Source organism: Neisseria sp. HMSC068C12 (genome assembly GCF_001814095.1).
Classification (GTDB): Bacteria; Pseudomonadota; Gammaproteobacteria; order Burkholderiales; family Neisseriaceae; genus Neisseria; species Neisseria perflava.
Genome location: NZ_KV814784.1, coordinates 1 through 15,655 on the forward strand (window position 1 = coordinate 1; position 15,655 = coordinate 15,655).

The following is a 15,655-nucleotide window of genomic DNA, read 5'->3' on the forward strand; positions in this document are numbered from 1 at the left end:
CACCTTTAGGGCCAGCAGGACCAGTATCGCCTTTTTCGCCTTTAGGGCCAGTTGCGCCAGTAGCACCAGTTGCACCGGTATCGCCTTTAGGGCCAGTTGCACCAGTTGCGCCGGTATCGCCTTTAGGGCCAGTTGCACCAGTTGCGCCGGTAGAACCAGTAGAACCACCACCAATTACGCTCAGGGTGTATTCGTTAGTGCCGTTTGAAGTCATCTTCAGACCGTCACCTGCGATCAGTTTCAGGGTGTTATTGGCATTTGATTTAGGATCGTATTTGTATGTACCTACATCTGGTGAGCTACCGCTACCATTATGGCCTGAGAATACAAACGGATTCAGGTTTTCGATGCGGTTTGCAACAGCGTACAATTGAGAGCCGTTGATTGCATCGGTAGAAGTTGCAGAAATACGGCCTGCGGCAACGTTTTGAATTTGACGTTCTTTACCTGCAGAACCTACAGACAATACTGCGCCATTGCCCAAACCGCTGGTTGCACCTGCGAAGCCGCTATAAGTGTAGCTGCCAACAGTAGCAGTGTTAGTAGGTACGAAGTTGCTGGTTGTAGAACCGTTACCCAGAGCTACGCTGTTTTCGATAGTAGATTTAGCTTCAGTACCCAAAGCCAGAGTGTTTTTAGCTGTTGCTTGAGCACCGTTACCCAGAGCAGTTGCATATTCACCGCCATTAGCTTGAGCACCACGGCCCAATGCAATTGCTTGTTTAGAAGCAGCGTTACTTTGTACGCCCAAAGCTACTGAGTATTTACCAGTTGCTGTAGCAGCAGGACCGAATGCTGCAGCAGAAGTACCATCAGCTACGGAACCACGACCGATTGCTACGTCAGAACCTTGTTTGGCTTGAGCGTCGCCACCCAATGCTACCGCGCCGTTTGCCAGAGCTTTAGAGCGCTCACCGATGGCTGTTGCTACGATACCGGTTGCTTGAGCTTCTGTACCGATTGCCATTGCCGAACCGGCATTATTTACTACGCCGTCGCCATCAGCGCCAGTAGAAGTACCGTCAGCTGTAGCAGCATGACCTACGGCAACGTCAGCAGCTTGCTTAGCAGTTGCACCGTTACCTTGAGCGATAGAGTTATTGCCAGCAGCTTTAGATTGAGTACCCAAAGCGATAGAGTTGTTACCGATTGCTTTAGCAGCAGTACCTGCTTTATTACCCAGAGTACCATCCATCGCACCGCCAATAGCTACAGAATTTTCACCTGTTGCTTGAGCGGATGCACCACCAGCAAATGAGCCTGTGCCATTAGCTTGAGACAATACGCCGATAGCGGTACCACGGTTAGCAGTTGATTCAGCATAAGCACCGATACCAATTGCGTTATCGCCTCTAGAAACTGTTTTAGTACCGACAGCAATGGAGTTATTGTTAGACGCAGTGGCAGTTTGACCCACAGCAATAGAGTTAGACTCAGCAGCAGTAGCGTTAGAACCTACAGCAACTGCAGCTTCTTTATTGGCTTGCGCATATGGACCAACTGCAACTGTCAGATTACCTTCTGCTTTTGTATATGAACCAACGCCGACAGCTTGAACACCTGACGCATTTGAGCTGGTACCCATTGCCATCGCATGGTCTTTACTTGCTACAGTATCTTTACCGACAGCAATAGTATTGGTCCAAGCACCATGAGCGTTATTACCAATAGCGATAGAATCTTGTTTTTCGGCGTTTGCATGCGTACCTACAGCAACTGCAGCAGCATTTGCATTGGAGTTATCACCAATAGCTGTTGCAAATTGTGCACCAGCATTTGCACGGTTACCGAATGCACTTGCGGAGTCTTGAGTAGCAGTTGCACGGTTACCTACTGCAGTCGCACGAATTTGAGTTGCTTGGGCTACATTACCGATTGCAACAGAAGCTTCACCACTTGCAACAGAGCTTACACCCATTGCAGTCGATGCACCGCCGGTTGCGATATTGTTATTACCTACTGCCAATGCTGCGTTTGCAGTCGCAGTATTGTTAGCACCGTAAGCGATAGTGCCATCTTGACTGCTGGCAGTATTTTGATAACCCACTACAACAGAGTTGACACCAACGTTTCTGTTAGAACCGTTGTAAGTACCATTTGGAGTAATGTTTACCGCACTACCACCCAAATCTACACCTGCCTGAGCAGCACTAGAAGCCATCAACGCACCTGCCGCTGCAACTGCAGCAGCTACGGCTTTACGCTTGTCAGAAGCGGATTTTTTGCCGTGTGCATGGCTGATTTCGGAAACCGCGGTCCATGTCTGGGTCGCGTGGTTCCAAATGACTTTAAAGACTTTATTCATATCGATTTTCCTGTAAGGGGTTTGATTTCTTTTGGGACGTTTGCTCGGCTATAAACCGCCTGCCCATACATATGCCGCACTTCAGAGTTTCCCCTTTATGCGGTTTTACGTCGTAACCTCTTGTATGCAATTCCCGTGCCAAAAGTTTCCACTCGGCCGAATGGCAGCTAAATTCCTGTTTTATGGGATTTTATGCTGATACATTTTGGGAAGCTTGTGAAGTTTGGGAAACGATGTGCCGTTTTTTGTCAGCTTGTTTCTTAACCAGTCACTTTTTGTCAGCTTCTTTCAATGCATTCGGAATCCTTGTCCAAATTTTATATGCGTTTGGTTTTACAAATCAACTCTTCCGATAAAGTGTTATTTTTTCGCCCTCAACGGTCATGCTGGTTAGATTTACTTGTTGCTTTTTTTAAACGATTTTTATAATTATATGATTCTTATTGAAATTTTTAAACAATAATGATTATTAAATAATATGTTAACAGGATAGTTATTTTAGTGATAGATTTAGATGTCAGCTTTTATTTAGAGAATTAATGAGATTTGTATCGAGGATCGGTTTAAACCGTGTGATGGGTTTATATCGCCTATTTTCAGACGGTCTTTGACGTTTTCTAACATAGCAAACAGCGGGCAAATGACACGAATTTATGCGCTATTGAGCCGATGGACAGCGTTAAAAAGGCAAGTGTAAAACTTGCCTTTACGTTTGGGATTTGTTTGTTCTCTATTGTAGAAAACTGTGTTGTTTTTTCAGACGGCCTTACCAATGGAATGTTTGGGTTACGCCTGCGGAAGCGCCGTTGTTGCCGGCATAGCCGTAGCCACCGGTATGACTGGAGGCGCAGGCGGTGAGTGTGGCGAGGGTAAGGATGAGGAGGATGTGTTTCATGTTTTTTCTCTGAATGGGTTGGTTTTAGGCTTTTGTGGCGTTGTGTTGCTGCATGAATTGGACGAGCTGGGGCTTGGTTGCTTTGTCCTGATTTACAGTTAGACCGCTAAATTGTTTGATGATTAAAGAAGGCCGTCTGAAAACGGGTTTCATGATATTGGAACTTTGTTTTCAGACGGCCTTTATTTTATATCAGCTTATCAGTGGCGGAAATGGCGGATGCCGGTTACGACCATGGCGATGCCGTGTTCGTCCGCTGCATCAAAAACTTCTTGGTCGCGCATGGAGCCTGCGGGGTGGATGATGGCTTTGATGCCCTGCTCGGCAATGACATCTACGCCGTCGCGGAATGGGAAGAAGGCATCGGAAGCGGCACATGCACCGTTGAGGTCGAAATTGGCATCTTGCGCTTTGCGGGCGGCGATGCGGGTGCTGTCCACGCGGCTCATTTGGCCTGCGCCGATGCCGTAGGTTTGACCGCCTTTGCCGAAGACGATGGCGTTAGATTTGACGTATTTTGCGACGTTCCATACAAACATCAGGTCGTTCCATTCTTGCTCGGTCGGTTCGCGTTTGGAGACGACTTTCAAATCGGCGCGGCTGATGCGGTGGATGTCGGGCGTTTGTACCAACAGTCCGCCGCCGACGCGTTTGAGTTCAAAGCGGTTGGCACCTGCTTCGAGCGGCACTTCCAATACGCGCACGTTTTTCTTGGCAGCGGCAATTTCGAGGGCTTCGGCGGTGAACTTCGGCGCCATGAGGACTTCCATAAATTGGTTGTCGGTAATTTGTTTGACGGTTTCGCCGTCCACTTCGCGGTTGAAGGCGATGATGCCGCCGAATGCGCTGGTGGTGTCGGTAGCGTAGGCGAGTTTGTAGGCATCCAAGGTATTGGAGGCGACGGCTACGCCGCACGGATTAGCGTGTTTCACGATCACGCAGGCCGGCGCGTCAAAGGATTTGACGGCTTCCCATGCGGCATCGGCATCAGCGATATTGTTGTAAGACAATTCTTTGCCTTGCAGCTGTTTGTAGGCGGAAAGGCTGCCTGCGGCGGGGGAAATATCGCGGTAGAACGCGGCGCGCTGGTGCGGGTTTTCGCCGTAGCGCATATCTTGTACTTTAATCCAGCTTTGGTTGAGCTGGCTTGGGAATTCGCCGATTTGGGGCTGGCCACTCAAGACGTCGTCTGAAAGCGAGGTCAGGTAGTTGGAAATCATGCCGTCGTATTGGGCGGTATGGCTGAATGCTTTGCGTGAGAGGTTGAAACGGGTTTTGTCGCTCAATGCGCCGTTGTTGGCTTCGAGTTCGGCGGCGATGGCCGGGAAATCGGCTGTGTCGGTAACGATGGCGACGTGTTTCCAGTTTTTCGCGGCAGAGCGCACCATGGTCGGGCCGCCGATGTCGATGTTTTCAATCGCGTCTTCCAGTGTGCAGTTTGGTTTGGCGATGGTGGCGGCGAAGGGGTAGAGATTGACGCACACGAGGTCGATGTTGCCGATGCCGTGTTCTTCCATCTTGGCGACGTGTTCGCCCAAATCGCGACGGCCGAGGATGCCGCCGTGGATTTTCGGATGCAGGGTTTTCACGCGGCCGTCGAGCATTTCGGGAAAACCGGTATAGTCGGCAACTTCGATAACGGGAACGCCTGCATCAGCCAAGAGTTTTGCTGTACCGCCGGTAGAGAGGATTTCTACACCGAGCTTGGTCAGGGTTTGGGCAAATTCGACTGCGCCTGTCTTGTCGGATAGGCTGATCAGGGCGCGTTTGATGGAAGACATTTGGATTTCCTTTGTTGAAGGTTTAATCAGTATGGGATGAATTTTCAGGGCGGTATTATCCCCTAGTTTCGCATTTTTGGCAGTAGGTTTTTATAGATATTGTTAACAATTTTATTGTAAAAGGCCGTCTGAAACGAGGTTTCAGACGGCCTGATGCTTTTGCCTATTTAAATCCCATTTTCTTCGCCACGCATACTGCGCCTGCCATGCCTGCACATAAGGGCATGAGCAAGGCAACGGGGGCGTAGGTTAGCTCTAAAATAAAGGCTATGGCCGTCAGGGGCATTTTGAGGGAAACGCCGAGGAAAACGGCTGCGCCGACAACGGCCGCGCTTTCGGACGACATGGCAGGAAAGAAAGTATTCCACGCGGCGGCAGCGGCAAAGGCGATGGTGCTGCCGAGCATCATGGACGGGGTAATCAGGCCGCCGTATGCGCCTGCCACCAGCGCCATTAAGACGACCAGCCATTTGACGGAGGTCAGCTCAAGGCTGTGTTGCCAGCCGGTCAATCCGCCAAAGGTCAGTTGGTTGCCTGCTTTGCCGTTGCCCAAAATTTCGGGAAACCAAACGGCAATCGCGCCAATGAGTGCAAACATACAGACGGCCAAGGGAATGATTTTGATATTATCGCGCTTGATGAAGGGGAATTTTTGGGCAGTACGCTGGAAAAAGACGGCGGTTGCGCCCAGTACTGGGCCGATGATGACGGAAAACCAAAGTAATGATGTGTTGATGGAAAGGTTAGCCGGATGATATTGCTGCACGTCGCCCAAGCCGATGCGCGCGACGGCAGTGGCGATGACGGAAGTCAGCAATGCGGCGGCGACGGCTTGCTGAGTCCATAAGCCCAGCATGGCTTCGAGGATAAAAAGTGTGGAGGCGAGCGGCACGTTATACACGGCTGCCAAACCTGCACCCGAGGCGCAAGCAATGACCAGCCTTGTGTCGTCTTCGCTCAACCCGAAACGGTTGACGCCTACTGAAGCAAAGGCAGCAGTCATTTCGCGCGGCGCAACTTCGCGGCCGAGCGGCGAGCCAAGCCCGACGGTAATGATTTGCAACAGAGCATGACTGACGGTTTCAAAAAACGGAAAACCGGCGAGCGGATTTTTAACCACAGCTTTAATGCTCGGTTGCGGCCTGCCGTAGCGTTTGAGCAACCACCACCCCAAGCCGACCACCGCGCCGCAAAAGGCCATCACTCCGATACGCCGCGCAGGACTTGCCTGCGATACGCCCTCTCGGAATGAAACGTATAGGCCGTCTGAACCGTAACCGTAGGCAAGATGTTGAATTGTATGCATGATTTCGGTTAATACAATGCCGACTATGCCGCCGATAATGCCGGTAATGATGAGGGCGGCCCAAAGTTTATGCGTTTCTTTCACGGGATTTGACTTGAGGTAGTAGTGGTTTGATCAAAGCGTTTTTCGAGGGAACTATTGTCCGCCCAAGGGATAGTTTTTGGGGGCGACGTGGGTTTTGCCGTTATAAGGGAAAATATATTTCTGATTTTTATAATTTTTCTTTCCTGATACGCCGCTGAGTTTTGCAGTCAGCGCCCATACGCCGGATACGGCAGGACGGCTTTTGTCAAAAGCAATTTTGGCTTCCAGACTGGTATATCTGTCTTTGCAGAGGCGTTTTTCACGCCCTTTCAATTCATCGCAATCGCCAAAATATGCGCCGTTATCGTTACCGCTGATCATGACGCTGTTGCGGATTCGGTTGCTATCATCGGTAAACAGGAAGTTTTGCGAAGTCGTCGTGTCGCCTTGGCCTGTATAACTTGATTCGGCAACATAGCCCCAGTTTTGTGCGCCCACCTGAACAAACTTCCATTCCTTATTCTCCGGCGGCTCGCCCCATGCGCCGATTTTATCTTTTCCGTGCTGTTTGATTGCCCACTTGCCGTCTGTTTTCTCCAAAACAAACAATTCTGCCAGACCGGAAGAAACATGAGCGTCCTGTTTTACTTTTTGTTCCATATCGTAGGCAAAACCTGTGTACAACACATAGCGCGCGGCTTTGCCGTTGCGCGTTACGGTATGATTGGCAACAGGTTTCATGCAATACATAATGTTGTCAGATGCTGTCTCACTGTCTTTCGGCGGCTTGGCGAGCTGGCATTTGTGCGCGGCAAGCGGTCGGTTGTAATACTTGGCAATGACGGCCTGTACAGCGGCTTTGTCGTTATCGGGTGCAGCCGACGTCAAAATAGGGCAGGCAAGCAAAAGCAGGGAGATAATGCGTTTCATAGAAATTTTCCCAAAATGTTTTATTGAAAAAAGTACTGCTTACTTCAGGCCGTCTGAAACCGTTTTCAGACGGCCTTTTTGTGTTTGTTGCCGATACGCGCCAGCATACCGGCGACAAAAGTGGACGCAATAACGACGGTAATGCCCATCGCAGACATAGCACTTAAATGTTCGCCCAAAATTAACACCGCCATGATAACGCCGATGACAGGCTCAAGCGAAATCAGCAGGCCGGAGACGTTGGCAGGGACTTTGTTCATGCCTTTGTTCCACAACAGATAGGCAAGCCAACTGCAACCGATCCCCATATACAAAATCGACAGCGTACCGCCCCATGACCAGTTGATTTGATAACTGTCTGCCAACACCAGCGAAAACGGCAGACACAATACCGCCGCCACCGCCATGGAAGCCACGGTAAATGCAGGCGCACCGATGCGGGCAATCATCTGCTGGCTCGGTCGTATCACGCCTGCAAAACCCAATCCCGCAAGCAAAATCAGCAAACAGCCGAACCAATCAATCGTGCCGCCTTCTTCTGCACCGCCCATTACCATCATGCCCACGCCGGCAAACGCCACCGCGCCGCAAATCCAGTGGTAAATTTTCGCTTTGTCGCTGAAAAAGAAATGACCGACAAAAACCACCAGCAAGGGTTCCAGCCCGACCATGGTAATCGCGCTGGCGGCAGACGTGTATTTCAAACCGATAAACTGAAGCATCAAAACGACAACGTAGTTGACAAAGGAAATCCATAACAACGGCTTCCACTCGCTCCGCGGAATCCTTCCCAAATGACGGCGGCACGACGGCAGTACCATCAACGCGGCAATCAACAACCGTGCCTCAACCATCAGCGCAGGGTCGATCATCTCGTAAGAATACTTGGCAGCGATAAAAGAGCTGCCCCAAATCAGCAGGGCAAGTATTTGATAGAACATGGTCCGACCTTTTAAAAAGGGTTAATCGTTTCTTCTCTATATTTATTATTCAGACGGCCTGGAGGGTTGGCCTTTTTTATTTTGTCTGCGTCAGAGAATCCAAAAAGTCGAAGAGTTTGGCATTCATTTCACTGAAATCCGCCGCTTCGATTTTATCCGGATGCTGGACATAAGTTTGGGCTTGGCTTTGTTCGGCCACATTTTCGCGTCCGTCCGCCGCAATCAGCAGCCCGACGGCTTCACGGTCAAACTCCAAATGGGCCTGGAAGGCATAATGTTTGGGCGCAAAACGGATAATCTGGCGCGGACAGCCTTTGCTGGTTGCCAACACAACCGCCTTATCCGTCAAACCGGGCATATCGCCGTGCCAATGGCCGGTATTCAGGGTTTTGCCCAACAGGGAAACATGGGCATCCGCCAAACCTTCCGCCGTCAGCTCAATCGGATAAATGCCGATTTCACGCTCAGGGCTGCGTGTGTGGCGCGCGCCGTAGGCAACGGATAAAAGCTGCGCACCCAAACACACGCCGACAATATATTTATCCGCCGCCATCGCCTGACGCATCAGGCGCAGCTCGGATTCGGGGTCGTAATACGAGAATGCCTGCCTGTCTTCATCAGGCGATTGCGGCCCGCCCATCACAATCAAAAAATCTATATCGTCCACATTGTCAGGCAGGGTTTCCCTTTCGTACACTTTGGTTGTACTGATGTTATGTCCGCGCCATTGCGCCCATTTCAAATATGCTCCCGGCACTTCAAATGCCTCGTGCAAGATGAAATGGATATTTAATTTATTCGGATTTTGCATTGTTATTTCTCCTTCGACCGTCAGGACGGATTGCCCTGCCGTATTACAGCATACCGTGCTGTTGTAATTTTTTACGCAGGGTATTGCGGTTCAAACCCAAAATAACGGCCGCTTTAGACTGGTTTCCGCCGCATTGCTCCATCACGCAGGCAAGCATCGGCTTTTCCACTTGATGCAATACCATATCATACACACCGCAAGGTTCCGTACCATCCAAGTCTTTGAAGTATTGTCGTAAGTTTTGTTCAATACATTGCGCAATGTCAGTCGTCGTTTGATTCATCGTGATTGTCTTTCTTTAGATTTGTTTTTAGATGATGAGTCCGTCTGAACATTCAGACGGCGTTTATTTAATTTGATTGAGAAATTTACTCTATTCAATTCTTATTTTTTATCAAAATCTTATACTGCAATAGATTTCTGTAATTTACTATCCCAAAATGCCCGCCATATCCCGTTTTCTTGAGCCAGATAGATAACAAATTCATTATTGGCATGATCGGCAACGTAACGAATGGAATACGGTTTTTCTTCACAATTGACTATCCAAACATGAAATTTCCGTGCTTTTTCCCAAGATTGGCGGTTATATCCTATTTCTTGATACGCTCTAGGAATAGGCGATTGAGCCTCTTTTTCCAGAGAGGTTTGAACCTGATTATCCCATGCGTTCAAACGCTGCAGGATTTCCATACATTGAGCTTCATCCCCTGAGGCAAAATACAGCAGGATATTATGCGCTCCCTCACTTAACTCCAGCTCAACCGTATTACCCTGCTCGTCATAATGCCCTTCATCATTGACCAGCCGACGAGTGGCATCAGCCAATTCCTGTTCCCAATCCACATGTTCGAAACGATTGCGCGGAAACATGGAATCAGCTTGATGCTTTTTAGAAAATATACGTTTAATCAACTGAAACATAGGGTTTCCTGAAACCATCTCCTCACACAACCTACTGCTCAAAGCAAGTAATCTTGCCAACCTTTTCTCCGTCAGGTTCGATTTCTGCTACATTATCTCCATATTTATTACCCCAAAAGAAACGCCCGTTCTACTCATACCAAGGCTTGCCCAGTACATACCAAGCCTTGTCCAAACTGTCACCGGGGCGGATGGTTTCGCATGTTGCTTTATCCTTACCTGCACTCAGCATACAAGCATCATGTTGACGACAATCAGGATTCATGCACCTGCTCTTGTCTTCATTCCAATAGCGATCCATTAATTTACAGGCTATCAGATTGTAGTCATAAGCATAAATACCAAATCCTGTCAGCAACAGCACGGCTATGCCGAAGCGTTTGAACCGTGAGGTCAATTTCATATTTACTTCCCCAAAAGAAAAATGCCGTCTGAAACCCTTTAGCCTTCCCGATAGTGGCATACCCAACGGTCGGTTTTCTCTGAAAGCGTCTCAAGATAGGCGGCAAGGGTGTCGTATTGTGCTGCGGCGCTGTCCAAGCGGTTGATGTCTCGGCGTGTTTGCTCGCCGTTGGGCATTTCATCGATGTACCAGCCGATGTGTTTGCGGGCGATGCGTACGCCGGCCACTTCGCCATAAAATTCATACATAGCGCGGATGTGGTTCAAAATGGTGGCGTTGCATTCTGCCAAGCTTAAGGCCGGCGGCAAAACGCCGTGTTCGGCGTAATGTTTTAAATCACGGAAAAGCCACGGACTGCCTTGTGCGCCGCGCCCTATCATGATGCCGTCTGCGGCGGTTTGCTTGAGGACGGCGGCAGCTTTTTGCGGCGAAGTAATATCGCCGTTGACCCAAACGGGAATGTTCAGACGGCCTTTGGTTTCGGCAATCAGTTCGTAACGCGCTTCACCTTTGTACATCTGCGTACGGGTGCGGCCGTGGATGGCAAGGGCTGCGATGCCTGATTCTTCGGCGATTTTGGCAATGGTCGGCAAATTTTGATGTTCATTGTGCCAGCCCAAACGGGTTTTGAGGGTAACGGGTACGTCCACCGCGTTGACAACGGCTTCCAAGATTTCGGCAACCAAAGGCTCGTTTTGCATCAATGCGCTGCCTGCCTGCACATTACAGACTTTTTTGGCCGGACAGCCCATGTTTATATCAATCACCTGAGCGCCCAAGCCGACGTTATACCGCGCGGCTTCCGCCATCTGCTGCGGATCGCTGCCGGCAATCTGCACGGCCACCACTCCGCCCTCGCCTTCAAAATCGCTGCGGCGCAAAGTTTTTTTGGTATGGCGCAAGCTCGGATCGCTGGTCAGCATTTCGCATACCGCCCACCCTGCGCCAAACTCGCGGCAAATCCGGCGGAACGGTTTGTCCGTAATGCCTGCCATGGGGGCGAGTGCGATGGGGTTGTCAATGAAATAGCCGCCGATGTGCATGATGTGTGCGCCAAATTGAAAGGGCTGAAATTGTACAATTTTTAAGCAATTTTTCCAATTGTATTTACATGTTGCACAATGAAAAAGGCCGTCTGAAACTGAGTTTCAGACGGCCTTTTCAGCCAAAACATTTAAATAAACAACATGACAACCATCCGCACTGCGTCCTGAATCATGGCAATAATCGGCCAAATCAGTTTGGCCAGCAGGCCGGTAAACAACAGGATCAGGATAATCCATGTGCCGTATGGCTCGATTTTACGGAACTGCATGGACTGTTTGGCGTTGAGAAAGGTATCGATAAAAATACCGCCGTCCCAAGGCAAAATCGGAATCAGGCTGAATGCGACCCAAATCGAGTTCACCATCACGCCGTAACCGGCCATCTGCGCCAAGGGCGCTTGATAAGACTCAGGCACATACGCGGCAAGTACGACGACAAAACCCCAGAAGAACGCCAAAATCAGATTGGCTATCGGACCCGAAATCGACACCCAACGCCACGCGCGGCGCGGATCACGGAAATTGCGCGAATCGATGGGCATGGGACGCGCCCAGCCGAACAGAAAACTGCCTATCATCAGACACACCAACGGCACGACAATCGTACCGACAGGATCGATGTGCGGCAGCGGATTGAGCGTCAAACGCCCAAGCTGCTCGCCAGTATGGTCGCCCCAATACCGCGCCGTATAACCGCGTGCCACTTCGCGCACGGTAATGGCCAACAACACGGGCAATACTGCCAGCAGAAATACGCCTAAATCAAAATTTGCAAACATGGTTTTCCTTATCAAACATGCCGTCTGAAAACAGAAAATATCCTTTCAGACGGCCTGAGGCTTTAATCTTCTTCTGTCTTATCCGAATCGAAAGACTCTTTCAGCTCTTCCCAAGTAATGCCTTTACCTTGAGGATTAAATTTGAAGACTGGTTCACTATAAAGTAATGGCGAATATCTTTAATAAAAGGCCTGTCATGCTGAAATTTAACACGCAATACCGATTCCATAAAGGTTTTCAAACGGCATGATTTATTGCTTCTCGCTATCATACCTAATTCAATTGCCCTATCTATTTCAAGCCTAAAGGCCGTCTGAAACTTCAAATCCAGTTTCAGACGGCCTTTGATTTCCTATTTAAAATGCCTCAGCTGTTTTACAGGCTGTAATACATTTCAAATTCCAGCGGATGAGGTGCCATGCGGATACGGCGGACATCTTCCTCTTTAAAGGCAATGTAGCTGTCGATCCAGTCTTTGCTGAATACGCCGCCGCGCAGGAGGAATTCGTGGTCGGCTTTGAGGGCGGCCAGTGCTTCTTCCAAAGAGGCGCAAACGGTAGGCACCAATGCATCTTCTTCCGGAGGTAGGTCGTACAGGTTTTTATCGGCAGGGTCGCCCGGATGGATTTTGTTTTGAATACCGTCCAAACCGGCCATCAACAAAGCGGCAAACGCCAAGTATGGGTTGGCGGTCGGATCAGGGAAACGCGCTTCGATGCGGCGTGCCTTGCTGCTGTTCACGGACGGAATACGGATGGAAGCGGAACGGTTTTTGGCGGAATATGCCAGTTTGGTCGGTGCTTCAAAGTGCGGCACGAGGCGTTTGTAGGAGTTGGTGGACGGATTAGTAATCGCGTTCAGGGCTTTGGCGTGTTTGATGATGCCGCCGATGTAATAAAGGGCGGTATCGGACAAACCGGCATAGCCATCGCCTGAGAACAGGTTTTGACCGTCTTTCCAAATGGATTGGTGAACGTGCATACCGCTGCCGTTGTCGCCCATGATGGGTTTGGGCATGAAGGTAGCGGTTTTGCCGAAGTTGTGGGCGACGTTTTGAATCACGTATTTCATGTCTTGGGTTTGGTCGGCGCGTTTAACCAAAGTGGCAAAACGGGTGCCGATTTCCATTTGGCTGCCGGTACCGACTTCACTGTGGTGCACTTCCACTTCGATGCCGAGTTCTTCCAAAACATTGACCATGGAAGAACGCAGGTCTTGACCGCAGTCAATCGGTGCAACAGGCGCGTAACCGCCTTTGACGGTCGGACGGTGGCCGGTATTTTGACCGTCCATGTGCAGGCCGCTTGACCATGCGCCGCTTTCGGAAGTGATTTCGTAACGGGTTTTGTGCATGTCGGTTTCGAACTCTACGCCGTCGAAGACGAAGAATTCAGGTTCTGGGCCGAAATAGGCGGTGTCGCCGATACCGGAAGATTTCAAATAGGCTTCGGCGCGGCGTGCGATAGAACGAGGGTCGCGGTCATAACCTTGGCCGTCAGCAGGGTCGATAACGTCGCAGGTAAAGACAACGGTGGTATCGTCGTAGAAAGGATCGACGAAAGCTGTAGACGCATCGGGACGCAACTGCATATCGGAAGCCTGAATACCTTTCCAACCGCCGATGGACGAACCGTCAAACGCTTGACCGTTTTCGAACCATTCTTCGGGATCGTCGAGAACGATGCGGGCGGGGATGGTAAAGTGGTGCTGCTTGCCTTTGGTATCGGTAAAGCGCAAATCTACGAAGCGGGCTTCGCTTTCTTCAATCAGTTTTACAGCGTCTTTGATGGACATCTTCAGCTCCTGAGGGATTGGGTTTAAGTTGTTATTCTATCACGGTAAGGCCGTCTGAAATACATCAGGGCACCCGTTTTTACGCAATGAAATATAGTTTCAGACTGTTTAATTGTCAACAATTTTACATTACGCTTTCTTAACATAAAGACCGCTATAATAAGCACTCTTTTCTTTTGTTTTCTCAGACCCATTTTATGAACAACACTCCGCGTTACGCCGTTTTCGGCAACCCCGTCGCCCACAGCAAGTCGCCGCAAATCCATCGGCAGTTTGCCCTTCATGAAGGCATCGACATCGAATATGAGCGCATTTGTGCCGAAATCGGCGGTTTTGCCGAGGCTGTTGCGGCGTTTCGTGCCGAGGGCGGGCAAGGTGCGAATGTAACTGTCCCATTCAAGCAGGAAGCTTTTGCGCTGGCGGACGAGCATTCTGACCGCGCTTTGGCTGCCGGCGCGGTCAATACGCTAGTGTGGTTGGAAGACGGCAGGATACGCGGCGACAATACCGACGGTATCGGTTTGGCCAACGACATCACGCAGGTCAAAAATATTGCCATCGAAGACAAAACCATTTTGCTTTTGGGCGCAGGCGGCGCGGTACGCGGCGTGATTCCTGTTTTGAAAGAACACCGCCCTGCCCGTATCGTCATTGCCAACCGCACCCACGCCAAGGCCGAGGAATTGGCGCGGCTTTTCGGCATTGAAGCCGTCCCGATGTCGGATTTGAACGGCGGTTTTGATATCATCATCAACGGCACATCCGGCGGCTTGAGCGGTCAGCTTCCTGCCGTCAGCCCTGAAATTTTCCGCGGCTGCCGCCTTGCCTACGATATGGTTTACGGCGAAGCGGCTCAGGCGTTTTTGAACTTTGCCCAAAGCAACGGCGCGGCCGAAGTTTCAGACGGCCTGGGCATGCTGGTCGGTCAGGCTGCCGCCTCTTACCATACTTGGCGCGGATTTACGCCCGATATCCGCCCTGTTATCGAATACATGAAAGCCCTGTAACCATGTTCCGCATCATCAAATGGCTGATTGCCCTGCCCATCGGCATCTTCATTTTCTTCAACGCTTATGTGTACGGCAACATCATTACCTACCGCGCCGTCGCGCCCAGCAAAACCGCCTTCATGTCCATGCGCATGAGCCAGTTTGCAAAAGAAGGCCGCGATGTCAAGCTGGATTACCGCTGGGTGCCTTACGACCAAATTTCCGTCAACCTCAAAAAAGCCCTGATTGCTTCCGAAGACGCCAACTTTGCCGAACACAGCGGCTTTGACTGGAACGGCATCAAATACGCCATGAAACGCAATAAGCAAAGCGGCGAAGTCAAAGCCGGCGGTTCGACCATCAGCCAGCAGCTGGCGAAAAACCTGTTTCTCAACGAAAGCCGCAGCTACATCCGCAAAGGCGAAGAAGCGGCAATTACGGCAATGATGGAAGCGGTTACAGACAAAGACCGCATTTTTGAGCTGTATTTAAACTCAATCGAATGGCACTACGGCGTATTCGGCGCGGAAGCGGCGTCCCAGTATTTCTACAAGAAACCTGCCTCTGCCCTCACCCGCCAACAAGCCGCCAAACTCACGGCGCGCGTTCCGGCTCCGCTGTTTTACGCAGACCACCCTAAGAGCAAACGGATGCACAACAAAACCAATATCATCCTGCGCCGCATGGGTTCGGCAGAATTACCTGAAAGCGATATGGATTAATGAAA

16 protein-coding genes are annotated in these 15,655 nt (G+C 50.3%); 2 read left to right on the forward strand and 14 right to left on the reverse strand.

Annotated elements, in window-relative coordinates; genetic code table 11:
• The 14 genes from HMPREF2952_RS01475 to glnA all read right to left on the reverse strand — a co-directional run.
• A partial coding sequence (locus HMPREF2952_RS01475; RefSeq protein ID WP_283120691.1) for an ESPR-type extended signal peptide-containing protein occupies positions 1–2,305 on the reverse strand: 2,305 nt, incomplete at its 3' end.
• A 766-nt stretch (positions 2,306–3,071) separates the two neighbouring features.
• The gene (locus HMPREF2952_RS11445) at positions 3,072–3,200 is read right to left on the reverse strand and encodes a hypothetical protein (RefSeq protein WP_256388877.1); all 129 of its coding nucleotides are present in this window, start codon (positions 3,198–3,200) and stop codon (positions 3,072–3,074) included.
• Positions 3,201–3,224: 24 nt separating this feature from the next.
• A complete protein-coding gene (locus tag HMPREF2952_RS11450) occupies positions 3,225–3,353 on the reverse strand; it encodes a hypothetical protein (RefSeq protein WP_039861836.1) in 129 nt (42 codons plus the stop codon).
• A 47-nt stretch (positions 3,354–3,400) separates the two neighbouring features.
• Positions 3,401–4,981, reverse strand: a complete 1,581-nt coding sequence (gene purH / locus HMPREF2952_RS01485) for a bifunctional phosphoribosylaminoimidazolecarboxamide formyltransferase/IMP cyclohydrolase (protein WP_070695212.1) — start codon at positions 4,979–4,981, stop codon at positions 3,401–3,403.
• 163 nt (positions 4,982–5,144) lie between these two features.
• On the reverse strand, positions 5,145–6,371 hold the full coding sequence (locus HMPREF2952_RS01490; protein ID WP_070504349.1) for a chloride channel protein: 1,227 nt from the start codon (positions 6,369–6,371) through the stop codon (positions 5,145–5,147).
• A gap of 51 nt (positions 6,372–6,422) precedes the next feature.
• Positions 6,423–7,241 carry a hypothetical protein gene (locus HMPREF2952_RS01495; protein WP_004518783.1) on the reverse strand — a complete coding sequence of 273 codons (819 nt, stop codon included), beginning with the start codon at positions 7,239–7,241 and terminating at the stop codon, positions 6,423–6,425.
• Between the two features lie 65 nt (positions 7,242–7,306).
• Positions 7,307–8,182, reverse strand: coding sequence for a DMT family transporter (locus HMPREF2952_RS01500; protein WP_004518784.1), 876 nt, complete (start codon positions 8,180–8,182; stop codon positions 7,307–7,309).
• A 76-nt stretch (positions 8,183–8,258) separates the two neighbouring features.
• Positions 8,259–8,993: a glutamine amidotransferase-related protein gene (locus tag HMPREF2952_RS01505; protein ID WP_004518785.1), complete on the reverse strand. Its 735-nt coding sequence runs from the start codon at positions 8,991–8,993 to the stop codon at positions 8,259–8,261.
• A 43-nt stretch (positions 8,994–9,036) separates the two neighbouring features.
• Entirely contained in the window at positions 9,037–9,276 is a 240-nt protein-coding gene (locus tag HMPREF2952_RS01510; RefSeq protein ID WP_003684241.1) for a Fis family transcriptional regulator, read from the reverse strand.
• Between the two features lie 119 nt (positions 9,277–9,395).
• Positions 9,396–9,917 carry a hypothetical protein gene (locus tag HMPREF2952_RS01515; protein ID WP_004518786.1) on the reverse strand — a complete coding sequence of 174 codons (522 nt, stop codon included), beginning with the start codon at positions 9,915–9,917 and terminating at the stop codon, positions 9,396–9,398.
• A gap of 130 nt (positions 9,918–10,047) precedes the next feature.
• Positions 10,048–10,320: a hypothetical protein gene (locus tag HMPREF2952_RS01520; protein WP_004518787.1), complete on the reverse strand. Its 273-nt coding sequence runs from the start codon at positions 10,318–10,320 to the stop codon at positions 10,048–10,050.
• 38 nt (positions 10,321–10,358) lie between these two features.
• Positions 10,359–11,363: a tRNA dihydrouridine synthase DusB gene (dusB, locus tag HMPREF2952_RS01525; RefSeq protein WP_004518788.1), complete on the reverse strand. Its 1,005-nt coding sequence runs from the start codon at positions 11,361–11,363 to the stop codon at positions 10,359–10,361.
• A 131-nt stretch (positions 11,364–11,494) separates the two neighbouring features.
• Positions 11,495–12,145: a site-2 protease family protein gene (locus HMPREF2952_RS01530; RefSeq protein ID WP_004518789.1), complete on the reverse strand. Its 651-nt coding sequence runs from the start codon at positions 12,143–12,145 to the stop codon at positions 11,495–11,497.
• Positions 12,146–12,520: 375 nt separating this feature from the next.
• A complete protein-coding gene (gene glnA / locus HMPREF2952_RS01540) occupies positions 12,521–13,939 on the reverse strand; it encodes a type I glutamate--ammonia ligase (protein ID WP_004518791.1) in 1,419 nt (472 codons plus the stop codon).
• Positions 13,940–14,136: 197 nt separating this feature from the next.
• Between glnA and aroE the strand changes: the two genes are divergently transcribed.
• Entirely contained in the window at positions 14,137–14,946 is an 810-nt protein-coding gene (gene aroE / locus HMPREF2952_RS01545; RefSeq protein ID WP_004518793.1) for a shikimate dehydrogenase, read from the forward strand.
• Positions 14,947–14,948: 2 nt separating this feature from the next.
• The gene (gene mtgA, locus HMPREF2952_RS01550; protein WP_004518794.1) at positions 14,949–15,650 is read left to right on the forward strand and encodes a monofunctional biosynthetic peptidoglycan transglycosylase; all 702 of its coding nucleotides are present in this window, start codon (positions 14,949–14,951) and stop codon (positions 15,648–15,650) included.
• Positions 15,651–15,655: the final 5 nt, after the last annotated feature.

Coding starts and splice junctions, on each gene's coding strand:
- HMPREF2952_RS11445 (WP_256388877.1), bottom strand. CDS start 3,200: ATGAAACACATCCTCCTCATCCTTACCCTCGCCACACTCACCGCCTGC.
- HMPREF2952_RS11450 (WP_039861836.1), bottom strand. CDS start 3,353: ATGAAACCCGTTTTCAGACGGCCTTCTTTAATCATCAAACAATTTAGC.
- purH (WP_070695212.1), bottom strand. CDS start 4,981: ATGTCTTCCATCAAACGCGCCCTGATCAGCCTATCCGACAAGACAGGC.
- HMPREF2952_RS01495 (WP_004518783.1), bottom strand. CDS start 7,241: ATGAAACGCATTATCTCCCTGCTTTTGCTTGCCTGCCCTATTTTGACG.
- HMPREF2952_RS01500 (WP_004518784.1), bottom strand. CDS start 8,182: ATGTTCTATCAAATACTTGCCCTGCTGATTTGGGGCAGCTCTTTTATC.
- HMPREF2952_RS01505 (WP_004518785.1), bottom strand. CDS start 8,993: ATGCAAAATCCGAATAAATTAAATATCCATTTCATCTTGCACGAGGCA.
- HMPREF2952_RS01510 (WP_003684241.1), bottom strand. CDS start 9,276: ATGAATCAAACGACGACTGACATTGCGCAATGTATTGAACAAAACTTA.
- HMPREF2952_RS01515 (WP_004518786.1), bottom strand. CDS start 9,917: ATGTTTCAGTTGATTAAACGTATATTTTCTAAAAAGCATCAAGCTGAT.
- HMPREF2952_RS01520 (WP_004518787.1), bottom strand. CDS start 10,320: ATGAAATTGACCTCACGGTTCAAACGCTTCGGCATAGCCGTGCTGTTG.
- dusB (WP_004518788.1), bottom strand. CDS start 11,363: ATGCACATCGGCGGCTATTTCATTGACAACCCCATCGCACTCGCCCCC.
- HMPREF2952_RS01530 (WP_004518789.1), bottom strand. CDS start 12,145: ATGTTTGCAAATTTTGATTTAGGCGTATTTCTGCTGGCAGTATTGCCC.
- glnA (WP_004518791.1), bottom strand. CDS start 13,939: ATGTCCATCAAAGACGCTGTAAAACTGATTGAAGAAAGCGAAGCCCGC.
- aroE (WP_004518793.1), top strand. CDS start 14,137: ATGAACAACACTCCGCGTTACGCCGTTTTCGGCAACCCCGTCGCCCAC.
- mtgA (WP_004518794.1), top strand. CDS start 14,949: ATGTTCCGCATCATCAAATGGCTGATTGCCCTGCCCATCGGCATCTTC.